This is a genomic window from Ammoniphilus sp. CFH 90114 (assembly GCF_004123195.1).
Lineage (GTDB): Bacteria > Bacillota > Bacilli > Aneurinibacillales > RAOX-1 > YIM-78166.
In genome coordinates, this window is sequence record NZ_SDLI01000021.1 from 1 (window position 1) to 17,003 (window position 17,003).

The window sequence follows — 17,003 nt, forward strand, 5'->3', positions numbered from 1 at the left end:
AGTGTCCAATCCTGTTAGGGGGCTTTAGAGATTAGTTGGAAAAACGACAACTATCGGCCGGAAATCGACCTTAACGAGGGCTAGAACCAGATTTAGTTGACGTTTTTCCCATTAGATATCTTTTGTGAAGATTGATTTTGGATTTAAGTGGTGAATTTCCACTTAACGACCTCAAAATCGCATTCTTTCATTTATATGGTCGCTTCGGGGATACCCTACGACCAATGGAATAGGCTATATCTTAAACACCACCTTGAGACTAGCTAATTGAACCATGTACTGAGTCTTGTATTAAATATTTTAATAACTGTATTTAATATTTCTATTGGACTAAAACATGGTCATCCTTTACCTTAAAAAGATAACAGAAATTTCGAAATACTAGAGCGCAACAAAAAGGGGGTAACGGGATGAAGTTGGTAGATTAGGGAGTTTCGTTGTCTACGAGTAGAAAAACATTACTTAATAAAGGAGATAAGGATGATAAAGAATAGAAATTGTAAAAGAATGCTAGTGTTATTCCTTGTATCCATCCTATTACTATTCACAATCCCAATACAAGCACTAGAAGCTCAACAATCATTAGATAGTCCAAAAACGGGGTTTGAAATAAGCAATGGTGATAGGTGGACGACACATCAAGAAGAGCTAGATTTTCTTGAAGAGGTCTCCCGAAAGTCTGAAAGAGTACGCTATTCACAGATCGGTACTTCAGGAGAGGGGCGCTCGTTGCATCTTGTACGAGTAGGTAATCCCCTACCGGCAACGGATGCAGAAATTGCATCTGGACGAAGCATCTTGATTACGGGAACTTTCCATGGTAATGAACCCTCTGGCCGAGAAATGTCACTAAAATTAATAAGGGATTTAGCCTATTCAGAGGATCCAAAAATGCTAGAACTCATGGGGAAAGCCACGGTCCTCTTTATTCCCACGGTAAATCCGGACGGTAGAGAAGCTAATATTAGGAGAAATAAAGACGACTTTGATCTAAATCGTGATGCGGTATCTTTAGTAACCCCAGAAGTTCAGACTTTGGCAAAAGTTCAGAAGCAGTTTAAACCTGATATCGTTTTAGATGCGCATGAAAGAACGTCAGGTCCAAACATGTCGGTATTGGGAAATTTAAACCTTAATGTGGATAAAGCTTTACAAGAATTAAATCAAGAGCTCATTACAGATTATATTTTTCGCGATCTTGCAGAAGCAGACGTAACTTTTGAATTCTATCCTCCGGGTGGGCTGCCGACGAATACACGTAGTATGGCAGGTCTGAAGCATAGTATCGCGATTCTTACAGAAGCCTCATGGGATGATGAACCGCTTGTAAGAGTAAATGGACAGATGGTAGCAGCGAATTCCATTTTGAATTTCTATCATGAGCGATTTAATGAAGTTGTAGACATCGTTACCCAAGCCCCGACGAACAAAAGGAATGATGGAGCCAATCGCGAGCCCTTCTTTTTAGATGGCTATGTCGGGGGCCCAGCTCCAACCCGGATTTTAAATCCAGGACCTTGTGGGTATCTCATTAATCCATTACAGGCTGAGAAGGTCAGGAAGCAAATCGATTTGTTCTCACTAGAAACCCAAGTAGTAAAAGATGGCAGCATCTTTATACCGATGAATCAACCGATGATGACCGTTATTCCATATATATTTGATGAAAGCTCTGAGCTTAAGCTGGTAAATGGTTTAGCTGTTGAGGATTGTTCAGCTCTAGAACTTCTAGAACCTCCGAGTATTCCTACATCAGCCCTTTTTCAAACGGATTTTACCGGCTATGATTCAGGAGTTGCGCCACAGGATTGGACCTCGGTTTGGAAGAATAGTAGTTGGATGGTTCAAGATGAACCCCATCGTTTAGAGCACATGGTTACAGATGGTGATGGACATCGACTCCTTGTTTGGAATGAAGTAGGTGAAGTTCATGGCGATGTGGAAGTTGCGGGATTAGTTCGTGCCAATCGTGATGGAGAATTATTTCAAATCCATCTTCACGGATATGGTCAAGAAGAGACAGAAAGCAGCTACTATCTTAATGTAACGAAACAAAATAATAACAACACGATAAGCATTAATCGTTTATTACGTAATCGAGATACGGTATTAAAAAGTGAAGCATTGCCGTTTCAATTGAATGTAGATACCTGGTACCAGGTCGTGTTTCAACGGGATGGGAATACATTAAACGGAAAAGTTTGGAGATATGGTGAAGAAGAGCCCGATTGGCAAATTTCAGTTGATGACGAGTATCTTGGTTTTGGTAACGTTGGAATCGGACATCGATCCACGGGATTGGTTAATGATTGGAAATTTTTCAGTGTAGGGACGTATGGTCAAGAAGCGCAAAGAGCTCCAGGGGATTTAATAGATGGAGTGGATAAATCGGTATTACAAAGGCGAGTAGATAAAATAAAATCCGAAAATTTAGAAGAAGTAAATTTTTCGCCCGAGAGTTGGGCAAACTTACAAGGTGCTCTCGTAGAAGCAGAAGATATATTAAATCAATCTGATGCTACTCAAGAAGAAGTAGATCGAGCGGTTGAACATTTAAATCAAGCCTACTTAGCCCTTTCTTCAAAATATGAAACGGATTTCTCTGAGTATGAAGTTGGAGGAGTACCTTCTCATTGGTCCACCTTATGGCGAGAAAGTGGCTGGACGATCAAAGATAAGCCCAGTCGATTAGAGCATGTTGTTACAGAAGGTGGAGGTCGGCGCGTATTATCGTGGGATAAGGCAGGGGATGTAAACGGTGATGTTGAAGTTTCTACCGTAGTTAGAAGAGTTCAAACCGATCAAAGTGAAGGAGTCATGTTTCAACTTCATCTTCAAGGATCGGGAAATGCAGGGAGTGAAAGCAGTTATTATCTAGATTTAACGAATGGTGGTTATATACGAATTAACCGTAACATGAATGGTAGCTTTAAAGTTCTTAAATCCGTTAAACAACCTCTTGCTGCTACTGCAGGAACATGGTATCAAGTCGTGTTTAAGCGTGAGGGGACTAGCTTAAAGGGTAAAATTTGGTTGTATGGTGAGGAGGAACCCGAGGCTTGGCAGGTAGAGGTGGAAGATGATAGCTTCTCTAGAGGAAAAGTAGGTGTAGGGCATGTTACCAGTGGGGTTATTAACGAATGGGCATTCATTGGAGTGGGTGCTGGAGATATGGAGGCTCCCCGTGCACCTGAGGATTTGTTTGATCCTACAGAAATTGAAGTAGATAAGACACGATTAGAGCAAGCTGTAACGTCGATAAAATCTGGAGGGTTAAATGAAACGGATTACACAACGGATAGTTGGCAAAACCTACAGGCAGCACTAAGTGCAGCGGAAGGATTATTGAATAAAGCGGATGCTACCCAATTAGAAGTTGATACAGCGTTGGAAAATTTAAATCAGGCGTACTTAGCGCTTCAAATGATGCCGAAACAATATGAGACGGACTTCTCTGTGTATGAGGCTGGTGGAGCCCCAACTGATTGGTCCACCTTATGGAGAGAAAGTGGCTGGACGGTCAAAGAGGAGCCAATTAGATTAGAGCATGATGTTACAGAAGGTGGAGGTAGACGTGTATTAACGTGGGATAAGGTAGGAGAAGTAAATGGTGATGTGGAAGTATCCACTGTAGTAAGATCCAAAACCAATGGGACAACGATGTTCCAAGTTCATCTTCATGGCTCTGGGAATGCAGGAAGTGAAAACAGTTACTATCTTGACCTGCGTAATAGTGGTGATGTGCGAATCAATCGCAACATGAATGCTTACTTTACTGTACTTAAATCTGTCGAAATACCTATACCAGTTCAAAAAGATACATGGTATGAAGTCGTCTTTAAGCGTGAAGGCTCTACTTTAAAAGGTAAAGTTTGGCTATACGGTGAGCAGGAACCTGATGCTTGGCAAGTAGAGGTTGATGATGAGAACTTTGTTAACGGCAAAGTAGGTGTGGGTCATGTTACCAGTGGCATGATCAATGATTGGGCATATTTTGGAGTTGGAACTGGAAGTATGGAAGCTCCTCGTGCACCAGCTCATTTGTTTGAGCCCTCAGAACCCGGTGTGGATAAATCTGAGCTTCAAGCCAAGGTGGATGAAATTAATGGAGAGAACTTGAACGAAGCCGATTACACGGCAGCTAGCTGGCAAGGGTTGCAAGAGAAACTAGCGGCTGCACAAGCTGTACTGGCAAAAGAGGATGCCACCCAGGAAGAGGTGGACGCAGCGAAGACCGCGTTGGAAACGGCACGTACAGCCCTTGTGCCGTCAGGAGCAGCCCTATACTTGACGGCTCCATCTAGCGTTACGGAAGGTTCATCTTTTAGTGTCAGCTTCTATGTCTATCAGGCTCAGGACCTTTACGGAGCGTCGATACAGGTGAGCTATGATGCGAGCAAACTCGAACCACTAGACGCTGATCCCCTGACTGACGGTATACAGATGGTTTTAGGAGACTGGCTGCAAGGAGCCACTGTTGTTAACGAAGTCTATCAAGAAGAGCAGGGAGAGGGGAGACTGCGTTTTGCGGTGACTCAGCTAGGCGAAAGACCAGGAGTTTCGGGCGAAGGCTGGCTCGCGAAAGCGCAGTTTAAAGTAAAAGAAGGACAGACAGGAACCATAACTTTTACTCCTCTAGAGGGCTCGATCCAGTTTTTCAACAGCGAGAATGAAAAGATCCCGGTCGCTGTAGAACCCATCCAACTTGAGATTCAATCTAGCTATCAGGTAAAAGGAAAGGTGACAGTACCTTCGGTTCATCACCTGAAGGATCTGAGCGGCTTTAAGGTGAGTGTTTTAAGTGGAGAGCAGGCCGTGGCTGAAGGCACGACAAGCAAGGACGGTTCTTATCGCTTAACGGTACAAGAATCGGGAGATTATGTCATTTTGGTAGAAAGACAAGGCTATTTACCAAGCCAAGCTCTAGTCAGCGTGTCTGAAGGGGCAAAAGAAATAGAAGCGCCATCCTATGTCATGTATGTAGGAGACTTTAACGGGGATCATTACATCGACATTGTGGACATTTCCCTCATGGCGAAGCAATTCGAGTCCGTGGTCACCCCGCTCAACCGCATCTTCGACATCGACTTGAACGGCTCCATTGATTTATCCGATGTGATCCCTGTCGCCCGCCATTTTGGAAGAGTGCCTGTCACTCCTTTGTCGAATTAACAATACAAATAAGCAGGAAACCAAGGGCTGTCGAGAGTAATCTCGATAGCCTTTTTTTACCCTAGCGAGGCAGTGTGATGAGGGACTGACCCTCACTCCGCTAAAGTGTAAAGCGTGAAAGATAATAATTGGAGCTCAAGGAACCTTGATAGCATTTAATATTTAGGTATCTGTCACGAGAATCTTCTTGAAAGCATAAGTTATGTTGTCTAAACATGGCTGCGTGACAGGAGGAAGAAACATGTATTTTCAGGCTGGATTTTATTCTCACCAGGCTAATCCATATGGGTATATGAATTCAACTTATCCATTTTATGAAGCTCGTCAACAAACCATCCAAGGTCAAGCGACATGGACAGAGGGGGGGCCAGTGACTCAATGCGGCATTCCGTGGTCTCATAATGAATATATGACTGTAGCTGTTGGAGTAAATACTCCATATCGGTGTGGTCAAACGCTTAAAATAAAGAATCCTTTGACACAAAGAGAATTGATTGTAACCGTAGTAGATCGGGTTCGAGACTACGCGCCAAATAGGATTAACCTTCATCGAAGAGGTTTTGAAGCGCTAGGGGCAAATCCTGCTGTGGGTGTCATAAATGTGGAGATCACTCCGTCACCTGAACTAGGGGAGGAGAAGTGGGGAAAATATTTATTGGAAGTCACTCAAGCGGCCTATCCGAGGTATCGTGTGACGAACTATAAATTTGTGAGCAAAACGGACCTGACTGCTGCCCAAAAGAAAGAAATCTATCAATTTATTTTGCAATCCCCACAGGAGACCATCAAAGTCCAAGGAACGGTCATCTACAATCCGCAAACAAACCGGGTTATTTCGTTTGATATTAAGGAAGTATGACCCTACCTCCTGAGGGTCTGTCCCTCACTCCGCCCTCCCTAATCAAGATCGATTCCTTGGTTGGGGAGGTTATTTGTTGTTCTCAAATAACAAGGGGCCTGGTCTGCCTTTAGTTAGGAATTTACAAAAAAATTACATAACGTTGATAGTTTGTTAGTAAAAATTTGCTATTCTTAATCCTGTTTTACAGTACCTAGCTAGGAGGGGGGAACAATCAATCGGGGGAAAGATCACGAAAAAATAAAAAGGTTGGCAAGAAAGGAGAAATTATGATTAAAGGCAGGAAGTTAGCTAAAGCATTTTTAGCCTCCGCAATTTGGCTCACTAATGTTATAGGGGGTACGCCAGGAAGTGCTGAAGAGAGTTCAAGCGGACCGGAGCTCCTAGTAACGGAGGTAGTACCCAACAACTCAGGCAGTGATTACTATGAATTTTTTGAAATTTACAACAATACAAACACCTCCCTTAATGCGAAGGATTACAAGGTTGTGTATGGATACTACGACAATCGGACCCCAGTGGAGTGGGATCTGACTGAGGAAAAGATCATACCCCCTCATGGGAGCTTAGTCATCTGGGTTAAGCAGAATCAGGATGTAACTCCGTCTCAGTTTAACAGTCATTACGGCGTGGAATTGTTAGACGAACAAGTAACGAGTGTGCTTGGAGGTATGGCGAACTCAGGGGGGCGTACCATTGCGATTGCTCATGACACAGGGGAAATCCTCTCGAGCGCAACTTATAATGAGCAGAACTCTTCTTCCACAGTAGATACAGTTTCTGGTAAAAGTATAACCTATCGTTTTCCTGATGCAGGCTCACATGAGATGATTAAAATCGCGTCAGGTCAAGATCCGACTCCTGGGCTAATCTTGAATGGCCAAGTCCCTAGTAGTGGGAATCCTAATCCGAATGATGACCTGCCTCCTGTTATTACACATCAACCTATAGCGAATGCGGTTACGGGTGATCTGCGAGTGCAAGCTGATGTTTATGATGAGGTGGGATTAACAGCGGTTAATCTGTATTATAGAACATCAACGGAAGCTCATTTTAAAACTACTCCCATGGGGTTAATTGAGGGGAAAAAATATGAGGCTGTTATCCCTGCAATGGACTTGAGCACTGGGAATGAGCTGTTGTATTACTTGGAAGCAAGGGATGGAATAAACCGGGCGACTCTCCCGGCGGACCAGGCCTACTTTACTGTCCCGATCGAACAACAGAAGGCTTCACCGACTGAGTTGTTTATTACCGAATTAGTACCTGATAATTCGGGAGCAGATGCGTTCGAGTACATTGAGTTGTATAATCCAACGAATAAACCGCTCAACATGCGCAATTATCATATCCGATATACTTATCCAGCTGGAACCTATCAAATTTGGAATTTTGATAAAGATCAGATCGTTCCGCCTCAGGGAACAATCATTGTCTGGGTAAGGACAATTAGTAGTGAAGGAAAGACGATCCATGATTTTAACGCGCACTTTAATTCTGACGTGAAAGAGGAGCAATTAATTGAAATTGAGGCTGGAGGGATGGTAAACTCCGGCATGCGGAATATGGTTTTAATGACGGATACCGGAGCTGAAATTACTAATGCCAAGTACAATGATATTGTAAAGGACACAATGGCAGGTAAAAGTATCGTGTACAAATATCCGATAGGTGAATCAAGGGAGATGGTGAAGCTTGCAAATGGTCAGGTACCTACACCGGGTGCGGTAAGAGATGATCAAATTCCAATGAGTCTTATTACTCTTCCTGAGGATAACCAAGCACCAGAGATCCAGCACACCGTACCGTTTTCAAGCACGAAACCTGTCAATCTCGATTTGTCAGCTGACGTACGCGACAACCGACAGACTCATAGAGTAACGCTTTACTACAAAACAAACGCCCAAAGTGAATATCAACACATAGATTTGGTTGCAGACCAAGATTACCTATATGCAGCTAATATTACAAAATATGATATCATGTCTGGGAATCAAGTCATGTATTATTTTGAAGCAACCGACGGGATGAATACAGTCACAATGCCACAGGATAGAGAACATCCCTATGTGATTGAGATGAACCATGATCCGATTCCGACCTTATCTGTGAACAATGGAGAGTATGTCAAGGGTAATTACATGCTACAGGGATATAGCGCATTACCCGAGGAACGTTTAACACTAAAGATAGACGGAGAGACCGTTCCTGCAAAAAGCGTTTTGCCTAAGAACGCTTATTTGGTATTTGAGGCAGATGGATTACAACCTGCTTTAGGCTTTAAGAACGGGATCCTAAAAGGGGATGAAGTCCTGCACGTTTTTGAGGGCATTCATGATTACTTGCAATTTGAAACTGTAGCGGTAGAAATCCCTGTAAATACCTTAGAACCAGGAACGAATACTTTGTCTATTTGGTCGGGTGACCGGGTTTCTCCTACAAGCAACGAAGGGAATAATGATGATTTTAGTGTAAGGAACGTTCGCCTTGTGCTTGGAGATGGAACGATTATTAGAGACGCTTCCTACAAGCCAGGCCAATCTTATGGAATCAATGATAATATTCAGTATCGTGATTATTCCTTCGTTATTCCTCAAGAGAAATTTTTAGCTGTTCGATACGACTGGGATACGACGTCTGTGCTGGATAAGGAACATCAGATCGAGTTGATTGCAGAAGGACCGCAAGAAGTAAAGAACCATTCAGTAAGGGTATTGGTCGATAATACCGCACCGACAATCCAAAGCATGACACCAGAAGAAGGTCAAGCCTATAAAGGAACAATATCCTTCTCCGCTTCCGTATCAGACAGTGGATCTGGAATAGAGAAAATAGTAGGGTATTTGGACGGTAAACGAATCGAAGTGCCCACTAGCATGTCCGCGGCAGACCTGGTACAGGGGGCTCATGAATTTGAGGTGCATGTTGAGGATAAAGCGGGAAACATCACTAAAATGAAACATCTATTCGAGGTAATTGAAGAAAAACCCTATCCCGCAAGAGATCCTCAACCTGCACATAAGGCCACAGGAATTGACTTGAATCCAACATTAAAAGTTACAGCCGAGGATCCAACAGGTGATCCTATGGAGGTATCGTTCTTTAGAGCCTATCAGTATGACTTTAAAGAACGGGGAGATTCTCGAGCATTTTCAAATGCCGTAGACCGTGAACCTCCGCTGGAGATGCTACCTCAAGGAGAAAGTAATTTTGATGAAGCTGCGTACGGCGCTATTTCGGTTTCAGATGATGTGTATTATACAACCGACTCTAAAGAAGAGTTCCCGTACCAACGTTTTGAAATGAAGATCGAGGATGATCTTACGGGTATAGAAAAGGTGGAACTGAAATGGGAAGGGCACTCGTTACCAGGGCGCTTGGTAACCTTATATGTGTGGAATCATCATACACTAAAATGGGAACAAGTGGATTCTGGAAAAGGAGAAACCGATTTTATTCTCCGCGGCGAAGTCAGCGTGGCGGAAATGGTAAGGAACCAAACCATACAGGTTCTGGTGCAAGATCAAATTCCATCTCCAGATGAATATGATTTTTCTTTTGGTTGGATCACGGATACACAGTATTATTCAAAAAACTACCCTCACATCTTTGATAAGATGACGCAGTGGATCGCTGATAATCAAATGGAAAAGAAACTTAAGTATGTCGTCCATACCGGCGACCTTGTAGACAACATGGAAGAAATCCAGTATGTAAGAGCGGATGCTAGTATGAAAATATTGGACAATGCAAACATCCCTTATGGTGTTTTGGCTGGAAATCATGATGTGCACTACAATGCAGCAGATTACTCCATGTACTCTAAGTATTTTGGTAGAGATCGTTTTGCTCACCTACCTCATTACGGGGGAGATTTGGACAATAACAGGGATCACTTTGACTTAATTTCCTCTAATGGACACGATTTCATTATTTTGTACCTAGGATGGGTGATCGATCAAGAATCCATAGATTGGGCTAATGAAGTCTTGAAAAGGTATGAAGATCGAAACGCCATTGTAGCCGTCCATGAGAATATTAATCCCGAAGGGAAATATAGCGGACAGGGACAAGAGATTTGGGACAAGATTGTGGTTCCTAATGATAATGTATTCATGGTATTGAGCGGCCATATTATTGGTGTTAGCCACAATATTAAGATGATAGGAGATCGTCAAGTCATTGAGATGTTAGCTAACTACCAAGGGCTTGCGGAAGGTGGTCTTGGTTATCTGCGCATGCTGTATTTCGATGCAGAAAATCAGCAAATGATTGTCAACACCTATTCTCCTTATCTCAATGATTATAATTATTATGAAGATGAGAAAGAGGAACTAACGCTCCCTATTGCCCTTAAGCCGATTGAAAAGCGAGTGGCTACCGATTATATTACGGTTAATGTTAGAACAAATGAAAAAATCGGCTCTAAAACAGATGTACCGAGTGGCAGTGAGGCCGAAGTGACATGGAGCGGTCTAAAGGAGAATACTACGTACAGTTGGTATGCCAAGATGGAAGACGCCTTTGGAGGAAAAGAAATCTCAGATGTTTGGACATTCACGACTAAAGGCGAAGGGCAATCTCCAAATGCCGCACTCTACTTACAAGCCCCGAGTCAAGTACACGAAGGATCAGCCTTTAGTGTTGGCGTTTACGTGTATGAGATGAAAGATTTGTATGGCGCCTCCATCGAAATAGATTATGACTCTACTAAGCTAGAGCCGATTGATGCAGACCCTAACATGGAGGGAATACAGCTTCAACTAAGCGATTGGCTGTACGGAACAACTGTAAAAAATTCTGTTTACCAAGATGTGTATGAAGGAGTCGGGAAGATCCGCTTTGCAGTAACTCAATTAGGTGAAAAACCAGGAGTAAGCGGTGAAGGACTGCTGGCAAAAGCCCAGTTTAAAGTAAAAGATGGAGCTTCTGGACAGTTGATTTTTAGACCTGTCGCCTCTTCTATTCAGATGGTTAATAGCAATAATCAACCAATATCAGTGGACGCTCAACCTATTCATGTGCCAATTGCTTCAAGCATGAAGCTCTTTGGTAAAGTCAAGCTTCCAAATACTCATCACCTTCATGATTTAAGTGGATTTAATGTTAAAGTTCTTCTTAACCAGCAGGTTATCAGTGAAACGCAGACGGATCAAAATGGGTCATATGAGGTTTCCGTTGTTTCCCCAGGAACCTACCAAGTCGTGGTCGAGCGTAAGGGATACCTCAATGCAACACAGAGTACTACGATGTATGATGCAGCGACTTCTGTAGAGGTTCCTGATATGGAACTCTATGTTGGGGATTATGATGGGAATGAGAGGATTAATATTATTGATGTTTCGCTAATCTCCAAGCAATTTGAAAAATTGAAAGTGGAGTCAAACGCTCTTTTCGATGTAGATGACAGTGGAACGATCGGCTTATATGATGTTGTTACCGTCGCTCGAAATTTTGGGAAGTTAAGTAACTTTTAAAGGCTAAAAAGAAAAACCTGAATGAGCCTGGGTGTAGAACCTAGGCTTATTTTTATTGAATGACATGATAGAGCTAACGTTTGAGAAAATCAGTTGACAAGTTATTAATATTCTGTATAATTAAATTATATAAATTGTGGAAAGATGATGAATCTTTTTACTCCATAACTGAGACACTGTATGGTTCTTATAAGAAGAATTAAGGACAGGCGGTGGCAACCCCAAACTAAGCAATTAGTTCGTGTGCCATCCGTTTGTCCTTTTTACTTATTTAGAAAGATTGGTGTTGAATGAGAAAGCTATTTCTTAAAAATAAGATGGTTTAAGGAGGTTAATCCGGAATGTGCTTAATAGAACGTAATCTTGTTTTTGGTCAAACAGACAAGGAGTACCTCACCGCTGATGTATACCGCCCTCGCGAGGGGAAAGACTTGCCTGCTGTGATTCTGATCCATGGAGGGGGATTTCAAGCAGGTTCTAAAGAGATGTATCAAGACTGGGGACCTTACTTGGCTGAACAGGGCTTTGTGGCGATGGCGATCAATTACCGATTGACGACGGAATCATATTCTACATGGCCTGGTCTGGTTGAGGATGTTCGCTCGGCTGTAAATTGGTTGGTCTGCAAGTCGAATGAATGGGGAATTGATCCGCAGCGAATTGGGCTGATCGGGGATTCTGCCGGAGCCTACCTCGCTGTGCTGTACTCGGTCAAATTTCCTATCAATGCCAGCTATAAGATTAATGCGGTAGTAGGGGTGTACGGTTCGTATGATACGGAGCAATCTTGGAAGCATCAAGTGTCAACGAACAGCGATCGCAAGATTGAAAAAGTAATAGGGTCCACTCCAGACGATGCACCCGAACATTACAGAGATGCCTCGCCCATTCACCATATCGTACAAGCAGCAGCCAATCCGGCTTTTGACACGAGTTACATGATCGTATGGGGGGATATGGATACGGTCGCTCATCCATCCCAATCAGAGAATTTTGCCTCTAAATTAAAGGAGGCGGGAATCGATACGAGAACCCTTGTGGTTCCAGATGATGGACACTTCTGGTTTAATGTTTTGCCGGGGGTGGAAGGAGGCACAATAAAGGATTACCCAAACACGGTCGTTGCTCCGCAGGTTTTAGCGTTTCTAAAAGAGAGGTTATATTCTCCAGTCGTCGGCAACTTTTCAAATACACAATTAAAGAAGATCCAAGAGATGAAATTCAAAGTGGCTAAAGATCGAAAATGCACTACTTGAAAAAAATGATAAGGGAGGAAGATTGAATGATGAGAAAAAGGACCATAACCCTACTGACATTATTGTTTGCCGGAATTCTATCTGCTTGCAGCTCACAGCCCACAGAGCAGGCCAGTCAATCAGCGCCAGTAGAAAGCAACGCTATGCCGAGCAACATCACGTTTGCCTCCTCTCCTCAGGGGACAGCCTTTAACTCAGCGAGCATGGGAGTAGCCAGTGTTTTGAGCAATGAATCCCAAATGGAGGTCACCTTAACCCCGTTCGCAGGGATGTCAGCATGGATTCCGATGCTGGATAAAGGAGAGGTTCAGCTGGGGCTGGGTTCTTCGGCGGATGCGTCCTATGCGTTGCACGGCCAAAACGGCTTTAGAGAAAACAAGAATGTCCGTACACTGGTTAGGGGGAACTTTGTTGAGTCCGTAGGGCTTACGGTTCGAAAAGACTCAGATATTCAATCCGTTCGGGACCTGAAGGGAAAACGAGTCGCCTCTGATTATACAGGGGGAATTACAGGCCACATTACAACGGAGATGCAATTAAAGGCAAACGGATTGACCTGGGATGATGTCATCCGCGTTCCGGTGACGACAGCCGGAGCTGCTGTTGAAGCGTTGCGTGAGGGACGAGTGGATGCTGCATTTGGGATGAGTCCTTTTACCCCAGCAGTCGTTGAAGCCCATAATGCCGTAGGATTGCGGCCGCTGAACTTCTTTGATGATTATGCTCCAAGTCAGTTTAATGATATTCCTCAAGACCTGATCGAGATCATTGAAACCCACCAGCCTGGGGCCAAACCGGTTGTGCTGAAGGCGGGCTTCGTGGAGGAGGAGACGATTATCATTGAATTCCCCGTCATCGTGGTGACTTCGACTCATCTATCCGATGAAGCTGCTTATGAGCTGGTTGCAACCCTGTGGGAGCATTACGAGAAGCTGCACCCGATTTATACCTGGTTGGAGCGATGGAACCCGGAGCAAATGTTTGACCCCCATCCTCCAGTACCTTACCATCCTGGGGTCGTGAAATTCTTTAAAGATCAAGGTCTGTGGACGGAAGAGGTTGAAAAGAGACAGCAAGAGTTGCTCAAGCTGGTCCAATAAAGCTTTCTACTAGGGAGATCCTTTTAGGGTCTCCTACTTCCAACTGAGCCTGATGTCATGACTACATACCGGAGGTGAATAAGCATGGGTAATTCAAGGCTTCCAGACACGAATGTTGAAGATCAGCCGGTAACAAATGCAGAAGTGAAAAGATATCGGACATTTAGCGGTTCAATAATGACAGGATTATGGAGCCTCATTTTAGCCTTAATTCCGCTGGCAGGCATCTTGTATGTATTAAATATTCACCAATATCTTAGAATTAATCTGTTTGCGGAACAATATGTCGGATTGTTCCTTGGCTTGATTCTTTGCGGAATCTTTTTAGGAATTCCTGCAGGGAGACGAGCCGACCGGAACAAGGTGGCCTGGTATGATTGGATTCTTTCTGGGCTCGGGCTAAGCATTGGTTTGTATATCACGATCTTTTATCGGGATATCATCTTGAATTTTGGCTACCCGACGACAACGAGAATCGTAGTGGGTGCCGTCGCGATTGTCCTTATCCTTGAAGCGATTAGGAGGATGATAGGCAACGCGATGCTTGTTATTGTGTTAGTTTTTTTATCGTATGGTTTTTTTGCTTCTTATTTTCCAGGGGTTTTCAAAGGAAGGCAAACCGAGTTATCTCAGTTGATTAATTATTTGTATTTGGATCCCAATAGTTTGCTTACTTTATTGAATATCGCTGGCACGATTGCTCTGTGTTTCATTATTTTTGGTCAGATCCTGCTGTTCTTTGGCGGCGGGGATATTATCAATAAATTGGCGCTCGGCACATTGGGTCGTTATCGAGGAGGGCCTGCCAAGTCCTCCGTGTTAGGGTCTAGTCTTGCAGGCAGTATTACGGGTGGCCCAGTGACCAATGTATTGCTAACCGGTCCTATTACCATTCCGCTGATGAAAAAAAGCGGCTATACAGCGACAGAGGCTGGAGCTGTAGAAGCTGTTTCTTCTTCAGGAGGCCAAATCATGCCGCCAGTCATGGGGATTGCTGCTTTCATCATTGCTGAAACGCTCGGAATCCCCTACGCGGAGGTGACGTTAGCCGCGCTCGTACCGGCTTTGTTATTTTACATTTGCCTTTTTATCCAGGTTGATTTAATTGCCGCACGTAAAGGGTTGCACGGAATGAGCAAGGATACGCTTCCTTCTATTATAGAAACCTTAAGAACAGGCTGGCTTATCTTTCCTCCCCTTGTTGCCTTGGTCTATTTTCTATTTGTAAAAGGACATCCGCCGCAACTGGCAGGACTGTATGCTGCAGCGATAGCGTTTGTATTTTTAAGCTTTCAGAAAGGGAAATGGAAAGAGTCGTTTAGCTTATTGAGAAGCATGTTCGTTGATACGGGCAAGGTGATGCTGGAGATTGGAATTGTGCTTGCAGCAGCCGGATTAGTAGTCGGCGTGATAGGAATTACAGGACTCGGATTTAACTTAGCTAATATTTTAGCTGGTTTTGGGGCTTATGGTCTGTTTCCTTTGTTAGTGGTTTGTGCCGTTGCTTCCATTATTTTGGGGATGGGGATGCCTTCCATTGCTGCTTATTCCTTGGTCGCGGTATTGGTCGCTCCGGCGATTGTCGAGCTAGGTGTTGACCCACTGGCTGCTCATCTGTTTGTTTTTTACTTCTCAGTCATTTCGAATTTCACGCCACCCATTGCGTTGTCCTGTTTTGCTGCAGCACCCATAGCCAAAGCCAATCCGCACCATATTGGGTTTCAAGCGATGAAACTAGGGGTTCTAGCTTACCTAGTCCCCTTCATATTCGTCTATGCTCCTGAATTGTTAATAAGAACAAATCGTACCATCATGTGGGGGGAAGCCATCTTCTCTATTATGACTGCGATTATGGCTTCTTACTTTTTAGCCGCTGTTCTGAATGGTTTTATGATACAGCGTATGAGTTCCATGAAACGAATTTTTGCCTTCTTATTATCGGTCTGTTTATTTTTACCTGTATCCGTATGGCAGTATAGTTGGGTTGTAAATCTTACCGCGATCGTGTTAGCTGTCCTATTCATTGTTTATGATTGGCGTACTTCTAAAGCTACTGCGACCGGAGTATCCTGTGCCAGTATTCCTAACAATTAAAGTAAAGGGCTGAAGGTCGACCTCAAGGGACAAATGACAAAAAATATAAAATAATGTTACAATTGGTTTATATTCATCAATCAACTACGAGCGGAGGATATATGAATAAACCAGTGAATGTAAAGTCCCTTGAAATCGAAATAGCAAACTTTATAAATGCATTTATAAAAGAAGGCTCAGGCAAAGGTCCAAAAGTTACAACCGTAAAAGTAGTAGATAATGTTTTAATTTATTTTTTGAATGGTATCTTTACCCCTCTTGAGAAGAAGCTGTTAGAAACGGAGGAGGGGAAGAGGCATATATTAGAGGGCCGACGTTTGTATGTTAAAGTAAGAGAAAAGCAACGCAAGGCTGAGATTGAGAGGATTGTTGGGTTGAAGGTGGTTAAAGACTATTACTCCTGGAATATTGATGATGATTCCGCCCTTTCGGTGGTGGTGTTTGAAGAAAATATTTTAGATGGGAATAGGAATTGATGGGAGGGATAGAGGAAAGCCCACTTCATTGAGGTTTCGAAGTGGGCTTATTTGAGCTGAATGACTAATCTTAAATCGATAACAGAGGAGGGATTAAGATGATAAAAAGAGTAGAACACATAGGGGTATTTGTTCAGGATATGGAGAGATCCATTCAGTTTTATCAAGAGGCTTTCGGATTGCTAGTGAGGAGAAGGAAGTTTATTTCGCCTCAGGTAGAGCTGTGCTTTCTTTACTTCGAAGAGTCTTCGGAAGTGGAAGTAGAACTCGTCTGCGGTCCATCGATTGAGAGTGTTGAAGGGCTTGTTAATCATTTAGCCTTCCGTGTCACGAACATCGAAGAGGAGTTGAAGCGTATAGAGCAATTAGGGGCAGAATTAGTGGATAGGGTCCCGAGAACTATACTAGGCAATGTGAAGATTGCGTTTTTGAAAGGCCCGAACGGGGAGAAATTGGAGTTGGTAGAAAGAGAGTAGATCATTTCAATAGAATAAGATTGTTTAAGACCTTTGATAGGTTAAGTGTTCAGGCTCTCAACCTCATTGTAACTCTTGATGTTGGATTAGTTG

The 17,003-nt window shown here is 43.3% G+C and carries 8 protein-coding genes; all 8 read left to right on the plus strand.

The window, feature by feature from the left end:
- Positions 1-480 precede the first annotated feature (480 nt).
- The 8 genes from EIZ39_RS24160 (at position 481) to EIZ39_RS24195 (ending at position 16,910) form a co-directional block, all read left to right on the plus strand.
- Complete coding sequence (locus tag EIZ39_RS24160) at positions 481-5,172, plus strand: M14 family zinc carboxypeptidase (RefSeq protein ID WP_129203762.1); 4,692 nt, start codon at positions 481-483, stop codon at positions 5,170-5,172.
- Between the two features lie 241 nt (positions 5,173-5,413).
- Positions 5,414-6,031: a DUF3889 domain-containing protein gene (locus EIZ39_RS24165; RefSeq protein ID WP_129203764.1), complete on the plus strand. Its 618-nt coding sequence runs from the start codon at positions 5,414-5,416 to the stop codon at positions 6,029-6,031.
- 269 nt (positions 6,032-6,300) lie between these two features.
- Positions 6,301-11,508: a lamin tail domain-containing protein gene (locus tag EIZ39_RS24170; protein WP_129203766.1), complete on the plus strand. Its 5,208-nt coding sequence runs from the start codon at positions 6,301-6,303 to the stop codon at positions 11,506-11,508.
- A 341-nt stretch (positions 11,509-11,849) separates the two neighbouring features.
- On the plus strand, positions 11,850-12,764 hold the full coding sequence (locus EIZ39_RS24175; protein WP_129203768.1) for an alpha/beta hydrolase: 915 nt from the start codon (positions 11,850-11,852) through the stop codon (positions 12,762-12,764).
- A gap of 26 nt (positions 12,765-12,790) precedes the next feature.
- A complete protein-coding gene (locus tag EIZ39_RS24180; protein ID WP_129203770.1) occupies positions 12,791-13,864 on the plus strand; it encodes a TAXI family TRAP transporter solute-binding subunit in 1,074 nt (357 codons plus the stop codon).
- Between the two features lie 84 nt (positions 13,865-13,948).
- A complete protein-coding gene (locus EIZ39_RS24185) occupies positions 13,949-15,958 on the plus strand; it encodes a TRAP transporter permease (protein ID WP_129203772.1) in 2,010 nt (669 codons plus the stop codon).
- A gap of 101 nt (positions 15,959-16,059) precedes the next feature.
- A complete protein-coding gene (locus EIZ39_RS24190) occupies positions 16,060-16,434 on the plus strand; it encodes a Na-translocating system protein MpsC family protein (RefSeq protein WP_164985296.1) in 375 nt (124 codons plus the stop codon).
- Positions 16,435-16,532: 98 nt separating this feature from the next.
- Positions 16,533-16,910: a VOC family protein gene (locus EIZ39_RS24195; RefSeq protein WP_129203776.1), complete on the plus strand. Its 378-nt coding sequence runs from the start codon at positions 16,533-16,535 to the stop codon at positions 16,908-16,910.
- Positions 16,911-17,003: the final 93 nt, after the last annotated feature.

Excerpts from the sequence above, each read along its gene's own strand:
- EIZ39_RS24185 (WP_129203772.1), top strand. The coding sequence starts at position 13,949 with ATGGGTAATTCAAGGCTTCCAGACACGAATGTTGAAGATCAGCCGGTA.
- EIZ39_RS24165 (WP_129203764.1), top strand. The coding sequence starts at position 5,414 with ATGTATTTTCAGGCTGGATTTTATTCTCACCAGGCTAATCCATATGGG.
- EIZ39_RS24160 (WP_129203762.1), top strand. The coding sequence starts at position 481 with ATGATAAAGAATAGAAATTGTAAAAGAATGCTAGTGTTATTCCTTGTA.
- EIZ39_RS24195 (WP_129203776.1), top strand. The coding sequence starts at position 16,533 with ATGATAAAAAGAGTAGAACACATAGGGGTATTTGTTCAGGATATGGAG.
- EIZ39_RS24175 (WP_129203768.1), top strand. The coding sequence starts at position 11,850 with ATGTGCTTAATAGAACGTAATCTTGTTTTTGGTCAAACAGACAAGGAG.
- EIZ39_RS24170 (WP_129203766.1), top strand. The coding sequence starts at position 6,301 with ATGATTAAAGGCAGGAAGTTAGCTAAAGCATTTTTAGCCTCCGCAATT.
- EIZ39_RS24190 (WP_164985296.1), top strand. The coding sequence starts at position 16,060 with ATGAATAAACCAGTGAATGTAAAGTCCCTTGAAATCGAAATAGCAAAC.
- EIZ39_RS24180 (WP_129203770.1), top strand. The coding sequence starts at position 12,791 with ATGATGAGAAAAAGGACCATAACCCTACTGACATTATTGTTTGCCGGA.